Genomic DNA, 20,219 nt, shown 5'->3' with positions numbered 1-20,219 from the left:
GAATCGGTTTATTGGCTGCTTGCCGTCTTGCCCAGCGTGGCTGCGCCGGCAGAAACGGTCTGGATACGGGCGGCGCCCACGCTGGCTTCAGTGGAGCCGCATTGCGCCGGCACGCGATAGGCCGACGGATTGGCCGGATCAAACCCATCGGTAAGCGTGCACAGAAAATGCACGAGATCGCTCATCTCCTGGTTCGTCATCGACGGTGCCGCGGCGGGGTTGTATGGCACCTCGGCCACATTCACGTTGCCATCGAAGGCAACGGGCAGATCGTTGTACGGGACATCCGGTGTGCCGTCAGCCTTGACGTACCAGCGATCAGGCTGCGTATCGCGCGTGACGTACCACGCCACCACTTGGTCCAGCGTCTGGAACACGCCGTTGTGGAAGTACGGCGGCGTGAGCGCAATGTTGCGCAGCGTCGGCACCTTGAACTTGCCGCACGTCGAGCCGCCCACGCGGAAGTCCGTGCGCAGCGGGCCGCAGATACCCAGGTCGTAGTAGCTGTAGTTGGGCGCACCGAGCGCAGCACCGTTCTTCGGCACATAGGGCAGCGTCGTGCCTTCCAGGTTGGCGGCAATGCCCCAGTTGCGCGGGATGCCGACGTTGTCGTACGTGAAATCGGTGAACAGCGCAGGCGTGCTGCCCGTGCGCGACGACACGTGGCACGCGGTGCAATTGCCTTTGGTTGGGTTGTTGAACAGCAGCAGGCCGCGCATCTCCGCGTCGGCCAGCGTGGCCTTGCCGGCCAGGTACGCGTCGTACTTGCTGTCGAATGTGTGAAAGCTCGGGTCTTCAGACTGGAAGGCGGCCAGCGCGCGGCCGATGCTCTGCATGGCGGTCGCACTGTCCTGGATGCCAGCCTTGGTAAATACCGCCGTGAACTGATCGAGGTATGGGCGCGTGAGCAGCGTCTTCAACACGTCGTCGGCCGATGCATTGGCCATCTCAAATTCGTTGGTGAACGGCTGCTGCGCCTGATCCGCCAACGATGGCGAACGGCCATCGCGGAAGAATCCGCCAGAGGCCTTGCCCGTGCCGTCGATCTTGAAGTTCGGCGTGTATGACGCGTAGTTCAGCGACGGCGCATTGCGCAGGCCCGGCAGGTTGGAATTCGGCCCGCCAATCGACACCGCAAGGTTGTTCGGATCGGTAAACCCGCGCGCCGGGTCATGGCACGACGCGCAAGACTGCTTGCCCGATGCCGAGAGCGTCTGATCGAAAAAGATCTGCTTGCCCACCTGCGCCATCGGCGACAGCGTATTGGTCGCAGTCGATGCCGTTGTTGACGTGCTGCTGCCGCCGTCGCCTCCCCCGCAGGCCGCTACCAGGGTGGCCGAAACCACCAGCCACACCGCGCGCATCGACGTACGCACAAGCAAACGCGCGCACACGCCGCCCCCTTTCTGTTCTTTTTCTTGCATTTCCCTGATGCCGACAGTCTTTTCGCCTGCTCGGACGGCTCAATTAATGGTAATAGGAACAATTCGCGTTCGCATTCTATGGAAATTGCTCAGGGAAAGCACGAGATTTGTTGCGACGGGGACACACAGCGTTAGGAAAGTTGCGCATTGTCAAACGCCCAGCGAGGCGCCTACCATGCCATCGATCAATGTCACTCTTGATCGACATGGAGCCCTCCCGATGCCCGCACCTGCCGCCGTCGTCCAGCAGTCATCCCATGTTGTGCGCTCAGGCGGCGTTCGCCTGCATGCGCGCCTGATCCAGCCCGCCGACCATTCCGCGCAGCACGCACCTGCAATCGTTCTCGTGCACGGGTATCCGGACGACAGTTCCGTCTGGCATGGTGTGCGTGATGCGCTATCACGCAACCGCCGCGTCCTGACCTTTGACGTGCGCGGCGCTGGCCTGTCAGACGCTCCGGCTGACACCACCGGTTACCGCATCTCCCAATTCGCCGACGACCTTGCCGCCGTGGCCAATGCACTGCTGCCCGACGAGTGCTTCCACCTGGTCGGGCATGACTGGGGTTCCATCCATAGCTGGGAATCAGTGACGACTGAGCGGCTGCGCGGGCGCATTGCGTCATACACGTCGATCTCGGGCCCGTGCCTGGACCACGTCGGCCATTGGATGCGCATGCAGCTCGGTGCTGGCACATGGGCCGCCCAGCGCGCCGTGTGGAAGCAGCGGCTGCAATCGTGGTACGTGGGGTACTTTCACCTGCCGCTGGTGCCGGAATGGTCGTGGCGGCTGTGGGTGGCACGGGCCTGGCCGTGGTGGTTGCACAAGACAGAGGGCGTTCGCATCGAAGCCCAACGGCCGACGCTGGTGCGCGATGCCTGCAACGGCCTGCGGATGTATCGCGCGAATTTTCGCGAGCGCCTCGCGCGCCCGCAGGCACGCGCACCGCATGCACCGGTGCAGTTAATCGTGCCGACGCGAGACCGCTACGTGAGCCCCGCCGTCACGCACGCGATTGAAGCGTGGGTGCCTCACTACTGGCGCCACGAGATCGACGCGGGCCACTGGCTGCCCCTGCGTCACCCCGACTGGGTGGCGGACTGCATCCGCCGCTTTGCAGATTACGTCGAATCAGGCCACGAACCGGCCGAACTGCGGCGAGCCCGCGTGGCCGGCACGCTGGCGCGGGCTTGACGCCACTAGAGCATTGCGCCCAACGCAAACGTTGACGCGCGCGCAGCACACCTGCAATCATCGTCAGCCACAACGCTGACGGCGCGCCATGACCTGGCGCCCGGACGGCTCGAGCCGCCGCTGCGCGCAAACCGCGCCGCCGGCAATCGATACAAGAAACAGGGACAAGACAATGAAAAGCAAGGTCGTGGTGTACGGCCCGCTATACGGGAAGTGGTACGCAATCCTGGTCAATGATGGCGTGGCCGCCGAATCGAACCAGTTTGGCTCGTACGAAGCCGCCATGGGCTTCGCTTCACGCCGGTATCCCGAGCTTGAGCAGGAACGGCAGCCTTACGCGCGAGGTCGCGAGGAAAGCGAGAACAGAAGCGAGAACGGAAGCAACAGTCGGGAAGCCGCGCCAATCTGAGCACGCCAGGGCGGCGTTTATACCGCCCTTGCCAGCCAGAACGTTAGTGGCCCGCACCGCAAAAGCGGCCTGCAATCCACTCGAATACGCTGCCTTCGCGCAGCGAACGGCTTGGCGCTTCATCGCCGTAGCGGATCTGATAAAGCGGCGCGCCCGTCGCGTTGCGTGCGCGATAGAGCGTTTGCGCAATGACCGTGTAGCTATGTCGCGCGCAATCGAGCACCACCTGCTTGACCGACGAGCGGATCGGCTGGCCGTCTGCTGTCTTGATCGTGAAATCGGGCAGCACGTTGCGCAGCAGCCGGAAGTGCACGGTGTGCGTATCGGCATCCGCCTCAGCGCTTGGCTGTGGTTTGACCGATTGCCGGTCGATATACGACACGATGCCGTTGATGCTCTCGAACCGGCGCCAGCGCGAACCAGTACTGGCGGATTCAGGCGCCGGGGACGCATTGCCCGCGGAAACTCCCGGCACAACCGCCGACGGCGTAGCGGCCGACGGCAATACGGTTTGCGCGAACGCGGGCATCGCTGCCCACTGCGCAGCAACCAGAGCGGTCGCCGCGATGGCGCTTTGCCAGCGCCAGCCTCCTGTTTTCATTGGATATCTCGCCTTGCTGCAAAAACTTAGCGAGCGATTCTACCGCGCTGGCGAAACCGCTTTGGTCACATCTGATCCGCGGGCTCTGCGGCATCCACGCCAGCAAAGCGCAGGTACAGAGTGCGCAGCGCCTGCGTAAGCGGGCCCGGCTCGCCATTGCCGACCTTCACGCCGTCGATGGATGCCACCGGCATGACGAACGTCGATGCGCTCGTGTAGAACGCCTCAGCGGCTTGCTGGGCTTCCTGCACGGTAAAGGTGCGTTCCTCCAGCGTCAGGCCATGTTCGCGCGCCAGCGCCAGGATCGATACGCGCGTGATGCCCGGCAGCACAGCGTTGGACAACGGCCGCGTGATCAAACGCTTGTCGGCGGTGATGATGAACGCGGTGGACGACGCGCCTTCGGTCACGCGGTCGCCGTCGGTCATCCAGGCTTCGTGAGCCCCAGCGCGGGCGGCGATCTGCTTGGCCATCACCTGCGGCAGCAAGCCAACGCTCTTGATGTCGCAGCGCTTCCAGCGCAGGTCGGGCACCGTCACCACGGTTGCGCCCTTGCGCGCCAGCGGGCTGTTGACGATGGTCTTGACCTGCGTGAACGCCACGGCAGTGGGCGTGATGTCTGCGGGAATGCCGAAATCGCGCTCAGCCACGCCGCGCGTGACTTGCATGTAGACGACGCCCTCTTCCAGCTCGTTCTGCGCCACCAGCGCTTCGCACACACGCGTCCATTCGGCTTCGGTATAAGGGTTTTCGATGCCGATCTCGGATAGCGAGCGCGACAGGCGCGCGAGGTGCGCGTCGCTGTCGATGAGCTTGCCACGCGCCACGGCGGTCACTTCGTAGATGCCATCGGCAAACGTGAAGCCACGGTCCATGATGGAGATGGTGGCTTCAGCAGCCGGCACGTATTGGCCGTTCAGGAAGACGATTCGAGACATGCTGGAAGAAAGGAATTCAAGTGGGAGCGGGGCCGGACTGCCCTGCCAACGAAGTGACAGGATACGTGCGCCCTGCCGCGAATACCGATGCGCGCGCACGTTATGCGAAATCAGCATGATGGCCTGCAAGCGTCCGGTAGACTTGCCGATTTGCCAATTTGCCGCCCCACCCCGAATCCGTGTCTGCACTCAGCATTCGCCCGATCGTTGCAGACGACCTGCGCGGCATCCTGACCGTACAGCAGGCGTGCTACGGCGACGGGTTCCTGGAATCGGACGATGCGCTTGCCAGCCGCTGGGCGCGCAGTCCGGCCATGTGCCTGGTCGCGCTGGGTGGCGCCGAGGTGGTCGGCTACCTGCTTTCGCATGCGTGGCACGCATGGGAGCCGCCCAAATTGCACATGCCGCTCCCAACAGCAGATGCAGGAGATGCGGCCGATGTGCTCTGGTTCGTACACGACATGGCTATTGCGCCGGCCGTGGGCAGCGCCTGGGGGAGCGCCTTTACGCGACTGCCTGCGCGGCAGCCCAGGCGCAGGGCTTGCGCCAATCGCGTCTGGTGGCCGTGCAAGGCGCCAACGTGTTCTGGCATCGCCTCGGCTATCGCCGCGTTGCGGTCGAAGCGGAACCGTTCGCAACGCTACGCGCCATCTATGGTGCAGACACCCAATTGATGGAACGCACGCTCGCTTGACGCCGTCGCGTTACATTTCGTAACACCCGTATAGCTTTTGCAAGACCACGCACGTGCCACTCGACTACAGTGCAACCATGTCGAGGAGTTTCACCATGCAAAAGATTCTGGCACTGTGTGCGCTAGCCGCCGCCGTGTTGTCACCTCAGGCCGCGCAGGCTCACGTCGATGTCGGCATTGGCATTGGCATTCCTGCACCGGTATATGTCGCGCCGGCGCCGGTGTATGCGCCGCAACCTGTGTACGTCGAGCCGCAGCCGGTCATCGTTGGCCCCGGCTACTACTACGACGACTGGCGTGCCCGCAGATGGCAAGAAAGGCAGTGGCGCGAGCAACGCAGGCGCGAACACGAGTACTGGAAACACCGTCGTCACGGCGATGACGATGACGACGATTGATCGCTGCGCCTGACAACGATAGTCAGGCGGCCTTCTTCGCCAGCCCCAGATACGTTTCGATCACGCGCGGGTTGACAGCCAACGCGTGCGCGGGGCCTTCGAGCGTCATGTCGCCGGTTTCCAGCACGTAACCGTAATCGGCCACCTGCAGGGCGGCGCGCGCGTTCTGTTCGATCAGCAGCGTTGCTACGCCGGTTTTGCGCAGGTCGCTGATGATATGGAAGATCTCTTTGACGATCAGCGGCGCAAGCCCAAGGCTCGGCTCGTCCAGCATCAGCAATTGGGGCTTGGCCATCAGCGCGCGGCCCACGGCCAGCATCTGGCGCTCGCCGCCGGAGAGCGTGCCGGCTTCCTGCACGCGGCGCTCCTTCAGGCGCGGGAAAAGGTCATAGACCACATCCATCTGGTCCAGATAGTTGCGCTCGCCCGCACGCTTGCGACGATAGGCGCCGAGCACGAGGTTGTCTTCCACGCTCATGGTGGCGAACAGCTCGCGCTTCTCAGGCACGAGGCACATGCCGCGCGCCACACGCTTCTCCACCGGCAAGCCGGTCAGGTTGTGACCGAGATACGAGACCACGCCATTGGCTGAACCCGTCGTGGGCAGCGCGCCCATGATGGCGCCCAGCATGGTCGACTTGCCTGCGCCGTTCGGGCCGATGACGGTGACGATCTGCCCCGCCTCCACCTTCAGGTTGGCGCCGTGCAGCGCTTCCACCTTGCCGTAGCGGACGTGCAGGTCCTTCACTTCGAGGATGATCGACATGCGCGTTCTCCTTATTCCACGCCGCCCAGGTAGGCTTCCAACACGGCCGGGTTCTGCTGGATCTCTTGCGGCAGCCCTTCGGCGATCTTGGTGCCGAATTCCATCACCACGAGCCGATCGGTCAGGTTCATGACGAAGTCCATGTCGTGCTCAACCAGCAGCACGCTCATGCCTTCGGCCTTCAGCTTGGTCAGCAGCGCGGCCAACGCCTGCTTCTCTTTGTAGCGCAGGCCGGCGGCGGGTTCATCCAGCAACAGCAACGCAGGGTCGCAGCACAGTGCGCGGGCAATTTCCAGAATGCGTTGCTGGCCCAGTGCCAGACTGCCGGCTTCCTGATACATGCAGTCGGCCAAGCCCACGCGCTCCAACTGGCGGCGCGCTTCGAACAGCAGCTTCTGCTCCTCGGCATGGTTCATGCGCACCACGCTGGCGAGCACCCCGCCCTGCGCCGCAAAGTCGCCACGCAAGTGCGCGCCGATCGCCACGTTCTCGAGCACCGTCATGCCCGACAACAACTGCACATGCTGGAAGGTGCGCCCGATGCCGCGCTTGACGATTTCGCGCGATGGCTTGCCGCTGATGTGTTCACCACGGTAGAGCACCTCGCCGCGCGTGACCGGCAGCACGCCGGTGACAAGGTTGAAGGTGGTCGACTTGCCCGCGCCGTTGGGGCCGATCAGGCCAATGATCTCGCCGGCCTTCACCTGGAAGCTGACGTCGTTCACAGCAATGAGGCCACCGAACTCCTTGCGCGCGGCGCGCACGTCCAGAATCAACTCACCGGCCTGCGGCTTTTCGCGCTGCTTGAGCGTGGGCGCATCGTCCGGCGCGCGGGCCGTCGGCGCCGACGGAAACAGCTTGCGGATGAACGGCCACACGCCATCGCGCGCATATTGCAGCAACAGCACCAGCAGCACGCCGAACACGATGATCTCGAAGTTGCCGTTGGAGCCGAGCAGCTTCGGCAGGATGCTCTGCAAGCTGTCTTTCAGAATGGTCAGCAAACCCGCGCCGAGCACAGCACCCCACACATGGCCCACACCACCGACCACCGCCATGAACAGGTATTCGATGCCGTAATTCAGGCCGAACGGCGTCGGGTTCACCGCGCGCTGCAGATGCGCATAGAGAAAGCCCGAGATGCACGCCAGCACCGCCGCGAACACGAAGATCACCACCTTCATCCACGCCGTATTCACGCCCATCGCCTCGGCCATCGTACCGCCGCCCTTAAGCGCGCGAATGGCGCGGCCGGGACGCGAGTTCAGCAGGTTCTGCACCGCCAGCACAGCCACCACCACCACCGCCCAGATCAGGTAGAACATCTCGCGCCCGGTGTGCAGCGGCTTGCCAAGCACGTTCAGCACCGGAATGCCATTCAGCCCGTCGTACTTGCCCAGGAATTCCAGGTTGCCGAACAGGAAGAACAGCGATAGGCCCCATGCAATCGTCGCCAGCGGCAGGTAGTGGCCCGACATGCGCATCGTGATCAGGCCGATCACGTAGGCGCAGACAACCGTAATCACCAGCCCGGCCAGCAGGCCGATCCACGGCGAGAGGCCGTACTGCGTCGTCAGATACGCCGTGCTGTATGCCCCCAAGCCAACGAACGCCGCCTGCCCGAACGAGGTCAGCCCGCCCACGCCCGTGAGCAGCACGAGGCCCAGCGCGACGAGGCTGTAGAGCCCGATGTAATTGAGCAGCGTGATCCAGAACTCGGGGGTGGGCACCACGGGCACCAGCGTCAGGGCGAGCAAGAACAACGCCGTCAGTACGCGGTTGCGCGAGAACCGCCCGCGCTGCGCAGCGCCTTCAGAAGATTTGGTCAGCGTGGTCATCGGCTTATTCCTCTTCTTCGACATGCTTGGTGGTGAGCGATCGCCACAGCAGCACGGGAATGATGAGCGTGAACACAATCACTTCCTTGAACGCCGAAGCCCAGAACGATGAATACGATTCCAGCAGACCCACCAGCAGCGCGCCCAAGGCGGCCACTGGATAGCTCACCAGCCCGCCAACGATCGCGCCCACGAAACCTTTCAGGCCGATCAGGAAACCCGACTCGTAATAGACCGTGGTGAGCGGCGCGATCAGGATGCCGCACAGCGCGCCAAGCGCTGCTGCCAGCGTGAAGGCCAAACGCCCCGCCTGCGTAGTGCCAATGCCCACCAGCCGCGCACCCAGCCGGTTCACCGCCGTTGCGCGCAGCGCCTTGCCCGACACGGTTCGGCCAAAGTAGAAATACAACGCCACGATCATCAGCATCGATACGGCCACCACCCACAGGCTCTGGCCCGACACCGAAAGTGCGCCCAGATCAAAGCGCGCATCGGAAAACGCATCGGTGCGCGAGCCTTCAGCGCCAAACATCACAAGGCCCAGCCCCACCATCGCAAAATGCACACCTACCGAGACGATCAGCAGCACCAGCGTGCTTGCCTCGGCCAGCGGCTCGTAGGCCAGGCGGTAGATCATCGGGCCCATGGGAATGACGATCAGCAATGCGAGCGCCACCTGCGCGGCCATCGGCAACGTCATCGGTGCGAGCATGCTGGCCGCGACATACACAGCAATCGGAAAGACGAGGTATTTGCCTGCGTAGATGGCACCCGTGCGCAGCGCATGCAGGCGCAGCTCGGGCTGCAGCAGCGTGCGGCCCGTCTCGACAAGGAAAGTCAGCACACCCAGCGCCACCAGCATGCTGGCCGACAGCGGCGCCTTGTTGGCCTGGATGGCCGCCAGCGTAAGCGCGCCATATGCCACGAACTCGCCTTGCGGGATGAAGATCACGCGCGTGACGGAAAACACCAGCACGAGCGCCAGTGCCAGCAGCGCGTAAATCGCGCCCGATGTCACGCCGTCTTGCGCCAGGATGGCGGCAATCGACAAGTCCATGAAGCTCCTCGTTCTTGTAGTCGTGGAGTTCGCGCCGGATGTGCCGGGCGAGGGGGCGCCACGAGTTACGAGATAGTAAATTTCTTACGACAGGATGAAATTGGCGACAACCCTAACGCGCAGCCCGGGTACGTCGGCTGCCTGGCTTGGCGGGGCTGACTGACGGCGCCTGCAGCATGGCGGACAGGCGCATCACAAACGCGCGCAGCGTGTGCTCCAGTTCTCCGCCGCGCTGCGCGTGAAACAGCGGTTGCAGGTTCAGCGCGATCAGCACCAGCGCAAGTTGCCCACGCGTGCCGAACACCGGCAGAGACAGCGCGTTCACCCCCGGCAGCAGACTACCGGTGACCCACGATGCGCCTTCCGTGCGGATGTCTTCGCACAGGCGGTAATAGTCGGTAAGCGAGCGCGGCAGGCCAGGCAGATCGTCGCGGGCGCGCTCGCGCAGTTCGCGCTCAACCAAGGGCAGCGTCTGCTCCATTGGCTGATAGGCGCCGAACAGACGGCCGGTGGCGGAATTGAGCATCGGCATGACGTCGCCAATGCGCAGGTTCACGCCCGGCGCGCCGCCGGCCTTCTCCCAGTGCACAACGGTCGGGCCGCGATCGCTCCAGACAGCAATGCCGATGGTGTGGCCGGTCTGGTCGCGCAGGCCGGCAAGCAGGGGCCGCGTGCGCACGATGGCATCGGAGCGGTTGAGGCTGGCAAGCCCAAGGCGCAGCGCAAACGGACCGAGTTCGTAACGGCCGGTCAGCGGGTCTTGCGAGACCGCGCCCACGCGCTGCAGGCTCACCAGATAGCGGTGCGCCTTGGACGGATGCATGCCCGCCGCGCGCGCCAGATCGCCAAGCGCCATCGCACGCATGGCGCGTGTGAGCGCCACCAGCAATTGAGAGCCGACTTCAATGGATTGGACGCCCGAGCGGTCACGGTTCGCAGGCACGTCTTCTGTATCGCCATTGGATGGCAGATCGTCTTCGACTTCCGTGGTCTCCATGTTTCGGGGGCGTATTGGCTGGGACTGGGACTGGGACTGGGGCCGCGGCTGGGGCTAGGGCTGGGCCGACAAAGTGCCGCGAGGGTAGCACGCTGCATTATTTTGACGGCCGATTTTTATTTTTATGCATTGTATAAACAATGCTTCTAACCATAACTCTCGTATACCCTAGGCGCGCCTCCCGACGGTGCGCTCTATGATTGCCAACGTTCGGCACAGCCTGATATCAGCGCACCCCAACTTGTGCTTTCCGGCCAATGCACGCCGAAGAAGAATTCCCCCAACCGTAATTCACTACACCAGGAGTGACAGAATGGCCAAAGCCTTCGCCTCGCAAGCCGACCTCGAGGCCAAACAAGTCACCTTTACCCAGCTCTCTCCCAACGCTTACGCCTACACCGCCGAGGGCGACCCGAACTCGGGCGTCATCATCGGCGACGACTCGGTGCTGATCGTTGACACCACCGCCACACCCGCGATGGCGCAAGACCTGATCGCACGCATCCGCGCCATCACCGACAAGCCGATCAAGCACGTGGTGCTGTCGCACTACCACGCGGTGCGCGTGTTGGGGGCGTCGGCCTACTTTGCTGAAGGCGCACAGAACGTGATTGCCAGCCGCGGCACGTACGAGATGATCGTCGAGCGCGGCGAGGCCGATATGAAATCCGAGATCGAGCGCTTCCCGCGCCTGTTCGCGGGCGTGGAAACCGTGCCCGGCCTGACGTGGCCCACGCTGGTGTTCGAGCGCGAACTCACGCTGTTCCTTGGGCAGTTGGAAGTGAAGATCCTGCACTTGGGCCCCGGCCACACGAAGGGCGACACGGTGGTATGGATTCCGTCGCAAAAGGTGCTGTTCTCCGGCGATCTGGTTGAATACGACGCTGCCTGCTACTGCGGCGACGCGCAACTCGAAGAGTGGCCCGCCACGCTGGATGCGCTGCGCGCACTCGGCGCCGACAAGCTCGTGCCCGGCCGCGGCCCTGCACTGCTCAATCCGGCAGAAGTCGACAAGGGCCTGGCCTACACGCGTGATTTCGTCTCGACGCTGCTTGAGCGTGGCAAGGAAGCCGTGGCGCAAAAGATGGACCTCAAGGCCGCCATGGCCCACACACGTGCGGCAATGGACCCGAAGTTCGGCAACGTCTTTATCTACGAGCATTGCCTGCCGTTTGACGTCACCCGCGCCTTTGATGAGGCCAGCGGCATCAAGCACCCGCGTATCTGGACGGCGCAGCGCGATCAGGAGATGTGGGCCGCGCTGCAGAACTGAACCCCACAAACAAAGCGGCAGCCAGGACTGCCGCAGGTGTGAGCGAGACATGAATCCCGATTTCCAGAACCGCGTCTTTTCCTACGCGCCGTGCGCTGAACAGCAGCCGGGCGCGGCGAGCGAACCTCGCCCTGTCGTCATCGTCGGCGCGGGGCCGGTTGGCTTGGCCACGGCCATCGATCTGGCACAGCAAGGTGTATCCGTCGTCGTTGTGGATGACGACTGCACGTTGTCCACCGGCTCGCGCGCCATCTGCTTTTCCAAGCGCTCGCTGGAAATTTTCGACCGCCTTGGCTGCGGCGACAGCATGGTCGACAAAGGCGTGAGCTGGAACGTCGGCAAGGTCTACCTGAAGAACGAACTGCTCTACAGCTTCGATCTGCTGCCCGAAACCGGCCACCGCCGGCCGGCGTTCATCAACCTGCAGCAGTACTACGTGGAGGGCTTTCTCGTCGCGCGCGCGCAGGCGCTGCCCAATATTGAACTGCGCTGGCAGAACAAGGTGACGGGGCTCACGCAGGATGCCGATGGCGTGACGCTCACCATTGAGACGCCCGACGGCGCGTACACGCAGCGTGCGCAATACGTGGTCGCCGCCGATGGCTCGCGCAGCCCAGTGCGCCAGATGATGGGCCTTGAAGCCCACGGCCAGACGTTCAAAGACCGCTTCCTGATCGCCGACGTGCGCATGAATGCGCCCTTCCCGAGCGAGCGTTGGTTCTGGTTTGATCCGCCGTTCCACCCGAACCAGTCGGTGTTGCTGCACCACCAGCCCGACAACGTCTGGCGTATCGACTTCCAGCTCGGCTGGGACGCCGACCCCGTGGCCGAGAAGCAGCCCGAGCGCGTCATCCCGCGCGTGCGGGCCTTGCTTGGCGAAGGTGTCGACTTCGAACTGGAATGGGTGAGCGTCTACACGTTTTCGTGCGAACGCATGGACCGCTTCCGCCACGGCCGCGTATTGTTCATCGGCGATGCAGCGCATCGCGTGTCGCCGTTCGGGGCGCGCGGGGCCAACAGTGGCCTGCAGGATGCGGAAAACCTCGCGTGGAAGCTGCGCATGGTCCTGAGCGGCGACGCGCCCGACGCGCTGCTCGACACCTATGCGAGCGAGCGCGAATTCGCCGCCGACGACAACATCCGCCACTCCACACGCTCGACCGATTTCATCACGCCCAAGAGCGCCGTCAGCCGGCTCTTCCGCGATGCCACGCTGCGCTTGGCCAAGCACTATCCGTTTGCGCGCACGCTCGTCAACAGTGGGCGGCTGTCGATGCCCACGGTGCTGGAAAGCTCGTCACTTTCGACCGCTGATGATGCGCCCTTCGCCTGCGCGCTCGTACCGGGTGCCGTCGCCCTTGATGCGCCGGTGCGCACCGCCGACGGCCGCGCCGATTGGCTACTGAGCCACTTGCGCGAAGGCTTCACGGCGCTGCGCTTCTGCGGCGCCGGAGAACACGTCAACGCGCTGCCGCTGCGCACGCTGGCCGTCTTCCCGGCTGGCGGCATGGGCACGGTCTCAGCCAACGTGACGGCGCTTGAAGATATCGACGGCCTGGTCACACAACGCTATGACGCGCGGCCGGGCACGCTGTATTTGATCCGCCCCGACCAGCACGTTTGCGCACGCTGGCGCACGGTCGATGCCACCAAGCTGGCGGCCGCCGTGCTCCGTGCCAGTGGACATCCTCGCGCCGCCACGTCACCCCTTGTGGGCGCCACTGCCTGATTGCCATGCCGCTGAACACCCAACCCAATCTGCCGCATCCGGACGATTTTTACGAGGCGCTGATCGACGCGCACCGCAACCTCAGCGATGAACACAGCGCCATGCTCAATGCGCAGTTGATCCTGCTGCTCGCCAACCATATCGGCGATATGGCGGTGCTGCGCGAGGCGCTGGCGGCTGCGCGCATCGCGCTGCCGGCCGCGGCCTGACCCGCCCTAGCCATCGATCTCTGCAAAGCGCTGCGCGACGAGATTGCGCAACCACTGGTTACCGGCGTCCTGGTGAAAGCGCCGGTGCCAGAACACATTGGTCTGCAGCGCTGGCAGCTTGAGCGGCGGCGCCACAAATTGCAGCCCGAATGGCGGCGCCGCGCGCTCGGCCAGCTTGCGCGGCACGGTCACCACCAAGTCCGTCGTGCTGACGATGTACGGCACCGCCACAAAGTGCGGCACCGAGAAGCGCGCCGACTGCGTGATCCCCGCCTTGTCGAGCAGCGGCCCGATGGCGTTGTACGGGCTGGCCGAACTCGCCACCACCAGGTGCGACGCAACGCGAAAGCGCTCCAGCGTCAGCTCGCCCTCCGACAACGCATGGCTGCGCCGGAACATCGTCACGTAGTCCTGCTGGAACAGACGGCGCTGAAAGATGCTCTCGCCCAACAGATCATCGAACGCCCCGATGGCGAGGTCGATGGTGCCTGCCGCCATCTCTGCCTTCATGTCAAACCCGCCGGCGCGCAGGGTGTTGATGCGCACGCCGGGCGCCTGCTCGGCGCAGAGTTGCGCCAGCACCGGCATGAAATACACCTCGCCGACGTCGCTCATGGCAATGGTGAAGGTGCGCGCGGAACTGGCCGCGTCGAAATGCGTGCGCTGGCCGAAGGCGCGCTGCAGCGTATCGAGCGCCGCGGCCACCGGCTCGGCCAATTGCTCGGCAAGTGCGGTCGGCATCATGCCGCGCGGGGTGCGCACGAACAGCTCATCGTCAAAAGTCTGGCGCAGGCGCGCAAGCGCATTGCTTACCGCCGGCTGGGAGAGACCCAGACGCTCGGCCACAACAGAAATGCGTTTCTCGCGCAGGATTTCCTGAAACAGCACCAGCAGATTCAGGTCGACATCCCGCAGGTTCAGCACGGCCACACTCCACACTCCATATTCACACTATCAATAGCGCGCATTCTCGCATTGATATTTCAAATTTTCCCGCAATTCCGGAGAATACGGCAGATCCAAGCCCGAAAGACAGAGCGGCCACAGATGCCGCCAAACCCGGAGACATCCATGCGCCCTGCCCCCGCTGCATCCGCAGCATTACCCACTTCCATTGACCTCGCCCGCCTGATCGACCAGGGCAAGGTTGGCGGTTTCCAGATCCTGCTTCTCGCCATCTGCGGGCTATGCCTGATCATCGACGGCTTTGACGTGCAGGCCATGGGCTACGTGGCACCGGCCATCATCAAGGACTGGAACATCACCAAGGCGAGCCTCGGGCCTGTATTCGGCGCGGGGTTGTTCGGCATGCTGGTCGGCTCCCTGGTGTTTGGTGTGCTGGGCGACCGCTTCGGGCGGCGGCCGGTGCTGATCATTGCCACGTTCTTCTTTGCGGCCTGCATGCTGGCCACCACGCAGGTCGAAACGGTGCAGGCGCTGCTGGTGCTGCGCTTCATTACTGGCCTGGGGCTGGGCTGCATCATGCCCAACGCGATGGCGCTGGCCGGCGAGTTCAGCCCCGCGCGCTCGCGCGTGACATGGATGATGCTGGTGTCGTGCGGCTTTACCGTGGGCGCGGCGCTGGGCGGTTTCGTGAGCGCGGCGCTGCTGTCGCGCTTTGGGTGGCACGCGGTGTTTCTGGTGGGCGGGCTGGTGCCGCTGGTTATCGGCCTGATGATGGTGCTGTGGCTGCCGGAATCCCTGCAATACCTTGTGCTCAAGGGCGATCCGCAGACGCGTCATCAGCGCCTCGCGCGCTGGCTGCACAAGCTCGACCCGCAACTGCAGGTAAATGCGCAGACGCAGTTCGTGGTGCCCGAATCCCCCGCGCGTGGCATGCCGGTGTCCGCACTGTTCACGGAAGGCCGCGCCAAGGTCACGCTGGTGCTGTGGGTCATCAACTTCATGAACCTGATCGACCTGTACTTTCTGTCGAACTGGCTGCCGACGCTGATTCGTGATGCGGGGTACCCAACGGATACGTCCGTGCTGGTGGCCACCGCGCTGCAGGTAGGCGGTGTGATCGGCACGCTCACGCTGGGCCGGTTGATCGATCGCCTGGGCTTTGTGCGTGTGCTGGCCATGTGCTTTCTGATCGCCTGCGCCACCGTCGCGCTGATCGGCCATGTGGCAGCGGCGCTGCCCGTGCTGGTGGCAGTGGTGTTCATCACCGGCTTTTGCATTGTCGGCGGACAGCCTGCAGTGAATGCGCTGGCCGCCACGTATTACCCGACCACGCTGCGCGCCACCGGCATCGGCTGGAGCCTGGGCGTGGGCCGCATCGGCTCGGTCATCGGCCCCGTGATCGGCGGGCAACTGATTGCCATGCAGTGGAGCAGCCCGGCGCTGTTCTCGGCTGCGGCGGTACCGGCGCTGGTGTCGTTCGGCATGGTGCTGGCGCTCACGCTGGCCGCCAGTGGCCCCGACGCCGCACGCTTTGCCGCGCGTAACTCAACGGGCAAACCTGCCTGATCGCAGCGCAACGACTACGCTTTCTTTTGACGCATCCCTCCAGCTGAGGACTTCACCATGAACATGCTCGCCCCGACGACCATGAACGCATTCACCCCCGCGTCGCTGGACCGCCCCGCTTACCAAAGCGGCTTCGGCAACGAGTTCGCCACCGAAGCCCTGCCGGGCGCGCTGCCTCACGGCCAGAACTCACCGCAGAAAGCGCCGTATGGCCTGTATGCGGAACAGATTTCCGGCACGGCTTTTACCGCGCCGCGTGCGCACAACCGCCGCTCGTGGCTGTACCGCATTCGCCCGGGTGCGGTGCACCTGCCGTTCGAGGCCATCCAGCAGGCGCGTTTTCACAGCAACTTCAATGAAGTGCCGCCCTCGCCCAACCAGTTGCGCTGGGACCCGCTGCCCACGCCGGCCACCGGCACGGATTTCATTGACGGCATCGTCACCTTCGCAGGCAATGGCGGCCCCGACGCACAAACCGGCTGCGGCATCCACCTGTACGCCGCCAACGCGTCGATGACCGATCGCTTCTTCTACAACGCAGATGGCGAACTGCTGATCGTGCCGCAACAGGGCCGCCTGCGCCTGCTGACCGAGATGGGCGTGATCGATGTCGAACCGCTGGAAATCGTCGTCGTGCCGCGCGGCGTGCGCTTCCGCGTTGAGTTGCCTGATAACGACGGAAAGGGCGAAGCGCGCGGCTACATCTGCGAGAACTTCGGCGCGATCTTCCGCCTGCCGGACCTGGGGGTAATCGGCTCGAACGGCCTGGCCAACCCGCGCGACTTCCTCACGCCGCACGCCTGGTACGAAGACCGCGAAGGCGATTTCGAACTCGTCGCCAAATTCCAGGGCAACCTGTGGCGCGCCAAAATCGGCCACTCGCCACTGGACGTGGTGGCCTGGCACGGCAACTTCGCACCGTACAAATACGACCTGCGCCTGTTCAACACCATCGGCTCGATCAGCTACGACCACCCAGACCCGTCGATCTTCCTGGTGCTGCAAAGCCCCTCCGCCACGCCGGGCGTGGACACCATCGACTTCGTCATCTTCCCGCCGCGTTGGCTGGCGGCCGAAAACACGTTCCGCCCGCCCTGGTTCCACCGCAACATCGCCAGCGAGTTCATGGGCCTGATTCAGGGCGTGTATGACGCCAAAGCCGAAGGCTTCGTGCCCGGCGGCGCCAGCCTGCACAACTGCATGAGCGGCCACGGCCCAGACGCCGACACGTTCGAGAAAGCCAGCAATGGCGACACCACCAAGCCGCACAAAGTGGACGCGACGATGGCGTTCATGTTTGAGACGCCCGCCGTCATTCGCCCGACACGCTTTGCAGCGGAATCTGCGCAATTGCAAGCCAAGTACTTCGAGTGCTGGCAGGGCCTGAAGAAGCATTTCGACCCGAGCAAGCGTTAATACCGAATTCGCCTTGACGCCAAGGCAAGCACCAAGAAGGTGTGGCTGTACCCTGCCCTATGCGGCGCCTTGAATTTTTGTTGCAGGGAGGAAAAAGAGAGGAGGCTGTCTGAGCGCAGCGCGTTTGCCTCCTCTCCCTCCCTGCGACGGAAATTCAAGGAGTCTTTCGCCGCATCGGGCGCGCTTGTCTTTGCTGACTTTCTTTGCTGACCTTCTTTGCTGACTTTCTTTGCTGACCTTCTTTGCTGACTTTCTTTGGCAAGACAAAGAAAGTGAGTCGCCCCCGGCAGGGGGTGAAACAGAGCATGCACCGGCAACGCCAAGTCCAAAACAACCCAACGCCCTCGACCCAACATGACCACACGACTCCTAAGCTGGCTGGAATCCGCCAACGCACCCGACACCCATTTCCCGCTGGAGAACCTGCCCTTCGGTATCTTCTCCACCAAAGAAAACCCCTCGCCCCGCGCAGGCGTGGCCCTGGGCGATCAAGTCATCGACCTCGGCGCACTGGATGACGCCGGCCTGCTGCCCGCATCCGCACGCGGCACATTCCGCACCGGCAAACTCAACAGCTTCATCGCACTGGGCAAGCCCGTATGGGCCGAAACGCGCAAGAAGCTGCAAGCACTGTTCAGCGTGGCGGATACACATGTGCGCGACAACGCCACGCTGCACGCACGGGCCCTGGTGCCGCAAGCGCACGCCGTGATGCACCTGCCGATCGACATTCCCGGCTATACGGATTTTTATTCGTCGCGCGAGCACGCCACCAACGTCGGCCGCATGTTCCGTGATCCGGACAACGCGCTGCTGCCCAACTGGCTGGAAATCCCGATCGGCTACAACGGCCGCGCCAGCTCGGTGGTGGTAAGCGGCACGCCGCTGCACCGCCCGATGGGCCAGATCAAACTGCCGGATCAGCCGCGCCCGATCTTCAGCGCCTGCCGCAAGCTGGACTACGAACTGGAGATGGCCTTCGTGGTCGGCAAGCCGAGCGCGCTGGGCGAGCCGGTTTCCGTGGATGCCGCGCCGGACCACATGTTCGGCATGGTGCTGCTCAACGATTGGAGCGCACGCGATATCCAGCAATGGGAATACGTGCCGCTGGGGCCGTTCAACTCGAAGGGGTTCGGCACGTCGATCTCGCCGTGGATCGTGACAATGGAAGCGCTGGAGCCGTTCCGCGTGGCTAACCCGGCGCAATCGCCCGAGCCGCTGGAGTACCTGCGCCAGAGCCACCCCAACGCTTACGACATCGCTCTGGAGACCGCATTGCGCCCGCACGGCGGCGAGCGCGCGACCATTGCCCGCACGAACTTCCGCGCGATGTACTGGACGATGGCGCAACAGCTTGCGCACCACACCGTATCCGGCTGCAACGTGCGCGTGGGCGATCTGATGGGCTCCGGCACCATCAGCGGCACCACGCCCGATTCGTACGGCAGCCTGCTGGAACTGACCGTCAACGGCAAGCAGCCGCTGCCACTTGGCAACGGCACCACGCGCACGTTCCTGGAAGATGGTGACGAAGTCATCATGACCGGCTGGTGCCAAGGCGATGGCTATCGTGTGGGCTTTGGTGAAGTACGCGGCGAAATCCTGCCCGCACACAGCGCCAAGTAACTGCGACCGCGCAAGGCTCCCTCCGCCCCTGGAAGGGAGCCCGTTGACCTCCACCTGGTTGGGCGCCCCATGTTGCTTTCGACCAGCACGCCGCAGCCATAGCCATGCCGCGTCAACGTGGTTGCATAAAACGTTGGATGGCCCGGCGACATGCCAAGCGCGGCACAGACCGTCGGACACTGCCACGCCGGTTGCATCTGGGGGCGCCGCGTGCTATCTGCTCACGCTGTCTTGTTGGCAGCGCAAGCCAGCATGGCTTCACTGATCACGCGCTCACCGCTTGCCTTGAGCGCCTCCCCAGCGCCGGCGATATCGCGCGTCTCCTTGTTCTGGCCAAGCTTGAGCTTGCCCTCGATACGCGTGATCTCAATCTCGATGCCAACAATCATCTTGAGCATCGTGTCGATGTAATCGGCCGGCGCATCAGACATCTTCCACGGCACGGGCTGCGATGCCTCATGCGCGCGCGTCAAGCGCGCCACCACGCCGCGTACGAAGCGCTCGTCGTCACGGATGGTGATGCGGCCATGCGCATGCGCCACACGGTAGTTCCACGTTGGCACCTGCTTGTGGGCTTCGTGCTTGCTCGGATACCACGTTGGCGAGATATACGCATCGCCCGCGCGAAAAATGACCAGCACTTCGTCACCATTGGCCACGTCCTGCCACACCGGGTTGGCCCGCGCCACGTGGGCATGCAGCACACCCAACCCGCCCTCTTCGGGCATCAGCAAAAACGGAATGTGATTCGCATCCAGCCCGTGCTGGCCGTGCGTGACCAGCGTGCCGAACGGGTTCTGCGCGATCAGCGCGTGCAGTGCCTCAGTGCGCGATTCTTCAAAATGGGCTGGAACGTACATGGCAGCTCCGATAACGCCAGTGCAAACAACATAGGAAAGCGCCCATTCTGAGCCAAAACATGGCCCCAAAACAGAGCCAGCCCAGAACCAACTCCAGGAGCCAGCCCAAGGCAAAAAAGCCAAACCGACGGAACGCACAAGCCAACGCGAGCCGTTGTAGAGCGCAAAGCAGCAGACCGACAGACGGCAAGCCACGCAAAGCCACGCCCTGCACGAGATGGTGTGCTTTGCCCTTGCCCTGGATGGCGCCTTTCTTTGGTTCATCGAGGAATTCCGGGGAAGGCGGCGCGGATCTTGAGGAAGAAGTATTCCTCGTC

Annotated in this window: 19 protein-coding genes and 1 pseudogene; 10 read left to right on the top strand and 10 right to left on the bottom strand. The window is 63.8% G+C overall.

The features are described from left to right. Positions 1 to 8: 8 nt before the first annotated feature. The gene (locus PSUB009319_RS21510; RefSeq protein ID WP_124384233.1) at positions 9 to 1,250 is read right to left on the bottom strand and encodes a cytochrome-c peroxidase; all 1,242 of its coding nucleotides are present in this window, start codon (positions 1,248 to 1,250) and stop codon (positions 9 to 11) included. Between the two features lie 394 nt (positions 1,251 to 1,644). Here PSUB009319_RS21510 and PSUB009319_RS21505 point away from each other — a divergent pair, with 394 nt between their 5' ends. Both PSUB009319_RS21505 and PSUB009319_RS21500 read left to right on the top strand, forming a co-directional pair. Continuing rightward, on the top strand, positions 1,645 to 2,619 hold the full coding sequence (locus PSUB009319_RS21505) for an alpha/beta fold hydrolase (RefSeq protein WP_124384207.1): 975 nt from the start codon (positions 1,645 to 1,647) through the stop codon (positions 2,617 to 2,619). 172 nt (positions 2,620 to 2,791) lie between these two features. After that, entirely contained in the window at positions 2,792 to 3,028 is a 237-nt protein-coding gene (locus PSUB009319_RS21500) for a hypothetical protein (protein ID WP_124384206.1), read from the top strand. 43 nt (positions 3,029 to 3,071) lie between these two features. Here the strand turns inward: PSUB009319_RS21500 and PSUB009319_RS21495 are convergent, their stop codons facing one another. Together PSUB009319_RS21495 and PSUB009319_RS21490 are read right to left on the bottom strand one after the other, a co-directional pair. Continuing rightward, entirely contained in the window at positions 3,072 to 3,629 is a 558-nt protein-coding gene (locus PSUB009319_RS21495) for a surface-adhesin E family protein (RefSeq protein WP_124384205.1), read from the bottom strand. Between the two features lie 65 nt (positions 3,630 to 3,694). After that, entirely contained in the window at positions 3,695 to 4,567 is an 873-nt protein-coding gene (locus PSUB009319_RS21490) for a D-amino-acid transaminase (RefSeq protein WP_124384204.1), read from the bottom strand. Between the two features lie 179 nt (positions 4,568 to 4,746). Here PSUB009319_RS21490 and PSUB009319_RS21485 point away from each other — a divergent pair. Continuing rightward, positions 4,747 to 5,261 (top strand): annotated as a pseudogene (locus PSUB009319_RS21485) (GNAT family N-acetyltransferase). A gap of 95 nt (positions 5,262 to 5,356) precedes the next feature. Then, positions 5,357 to 5,659, top strand: coding sequence for a hypothetical protein (locus PSUB009319_RS21480; protein ID WP_124384203.1), 303 nt, complete (start codon positions 5,357 to 5,359; stop codon positions 5,657 to 5,659). A gap of 22 nt (positions 5,660 to 5,681) precedes the next feature. Here the strand turns inward: PSUB009319_RS21480 and PSUB009319_RS21475 are convergent, their stop codons facing one another. From PSUB009319_RS21475 to PSUB009319_RS21460, 4 genes are all read right to left on the bottom strand, one after another. Beyond that, on the bottom strand, positions 5,682 to 6,425 hold the full coding sequence (locus tag PSUB009319_RS21475; protein WP_124384202.1) for an ABC transporter ATP-binding protein: 744 nt from the start codon (positions 6,423 to 6,425) through the stop codon (positions 5,682 to 5,684). Between the two features lie 11 nt (positions 6,426 to 6,436). Beyond that, positions 6,437 to 8,263, bottom strand: coding sequence for an ATP-binding cassette domain-containing protein (locus tag PSUB009319_RS21470; protein ID WP_124384201.1), 1,827 nt, complete (start codon positions 8,261 to 8,263; stop codon positions 6,437 to 6,439). Positions 8,264 to 8,267: 4 nt separating this feature from the next. Next, a complete protein-coding gene (locus PSUB009319_RS21465; RefSeq protein ID WP_124384200.1) occupies positions 8,268 to 9,320 on the bottom strand; it encodes a branched-chain amino acid ABC transporter permease in 1,053 nt (350 codons plus the stop codon). 112 nt (positions 9,321 to 9,432) lie between these two features. Further along, a complete protein-coding gene (locus PSUB009319_RS21460) occupies positions 9,433 to 10,317 on the bottom strand; it encodes an IclR family transcriptional regulator (RefSeq protein ID WP_124384199.1) in 885 nt (294 codons plus the stop codon). A 313-nt stretch (positions 10,318 to 10,630) separates the two neighbouring features. Here PSUB009319_RS21460 and PSUB009319_RS21455 point away from each other — a divergent pair, with 313 nt between their 5' ends. Genes PSUB009319_RS21455 through PSUB009319_RS21445 form a run of 3 tightly spaced genes read left to right on the top strand, consistent with a single transcriptional unit; the run spans position 10,631 to position 13,528 of the window. After that, a complete protein-coding gene (locus PSUB009319_RS21455) occupies positions 10,631 to 11,590 on the top strand; it encodes an MBL fold metallo-hydrolase (RefSeq protein ID WP_124384198.1) in 960 nt (319 codons plus the stop codon). Between the two features lie 49 nt (positions 11,591 to 11,639). After that, positions 11,640 to 13,319 (top strand): FAD-dependent oxidoreductase, encoded by a 1,680-nt coding sequence (locus tag PSUB009319_RS21450; RefSeq protein WP_124384197.1) that lies wholly within the window; start codon positions 11,640 to 11,642, stop codon positions 13,317 to 13,319. Between the two features lie 5 nt (positions 13,320 to 13,324). Then, positions 13,325 to 13,528, top strand: a complete 204-nt coding sequence (locus tag PSUB009319_RS21445) for a DUF2783 domain-containing protein (RefSeq protein ID WP_124384196.1) — start codon at positions 13,325 to 13,327, stop codon at positions 13,526 to 13,528. A 6-nt stretch (positions 13,529 to 13,534) separates the two neighbouring features. Here PSUB009319_RS21445 and PSUB009319_RS21440 read toward each other — a convergent pair whose 3' ends face one another. Further along, the gene (locus PSUB009319_RS21440; protein ID WP_124384232.1) at positions 13,535 to 14,452 is read right to left on the bottom strand and encodes a LysR family transcriptional regulator; all 918 of its coding nucleotides are present in this window, start codon (positions 14,450 to 14,452) and stop codon (positions 13,535 to 13,537) included. 147 nt (positions 14,453 to 14,599) lie between these two features. On the opposite strand from PSUB009319_RS21440, the gene PSUB009319_RS21435 reads away from it, so the two are divergent. From PSUB009319_RS21435 to fahA, 3 genes are all read left to right on the top strand, one after another. Next, the gene (locus PSUB009319_RS21435; protein WP_124384195.1) at positions 14,600 to 16,000 is read left to right on the top strand and encodes an MFS transporter; all 1,401 of its coding nucleotides are present in this window, start codon (positions 14,600 to 14,602) and stop codon (positions 15,998 to 16,000) included. A 57-nt stretch (positions 16,001 to 16,057) separates the two neighbouring features. Next, positions 16,058 to 17,416, top strand: a complete 1,359-nt coding sequence (gene hmgA / locus PSUB009319_RS21430) for a homogentisate 1,2-dioxygenase (protein ID WP_124384194.1) — start codon at positions 16,058 to 16,060, stop codon at positions 17,414 to 17,416. A 354-nt stretch (positions 17,417 to 17,770) separates the two neighbouring features. Continuing rightward, positions 17,771 to 19,042, top strand: coding sequence for a fumarylacetoacetase (fahA, locus tag PSUB009319_RS21425; protein WP_124384193.1), 1,272 nt, complete (start codon positions 17,771 to 17,773; stop codon positions 19,040 to 19,042). Positions 19,043 to 19,263: 221 nt separating this feature from the next. Here the strand turns inward: fahA and PSUB009319_RS21415 are convergent, their stop codons facing one another. Beyond that, positions 19,264 to 19,902 (bottom strand): FMN-binding negative transcriptional regulator, encoded by a 639-nt coding sequence (locus PSUB009319_RS21415; protein ID WP_124384191.1) that lies wholly within the window; start codon positions 19,900 to 19,902, stop codon positions 19,264 to 19,266. Beyond that, on the bottom strand, positions 19,880 to 20,219 hold a 340-nt coding region (locus tag PSUB009319_RS23025), incomplete at its 5' end, for a hypothetical protein (protein WP_221620978.1). The genes PSUB009319_RS21415 and PSUB009319_RS23025, both read right to left, overlap by 23 nt.

Source organism: Ralstonia sp. SET104, assembly GCF_003851545.1.
Classification (GTDB): domain Bacteria; phylum Pseudomonadota; class Gammaproteobacteria; order Burkholderiales; family Burkholderiaceae; genus Ralstonia.
Note: the sequence above shows the minus strand (reverse complement) of the source record. Positions and strands in the feature narration are given on the sequence as shown.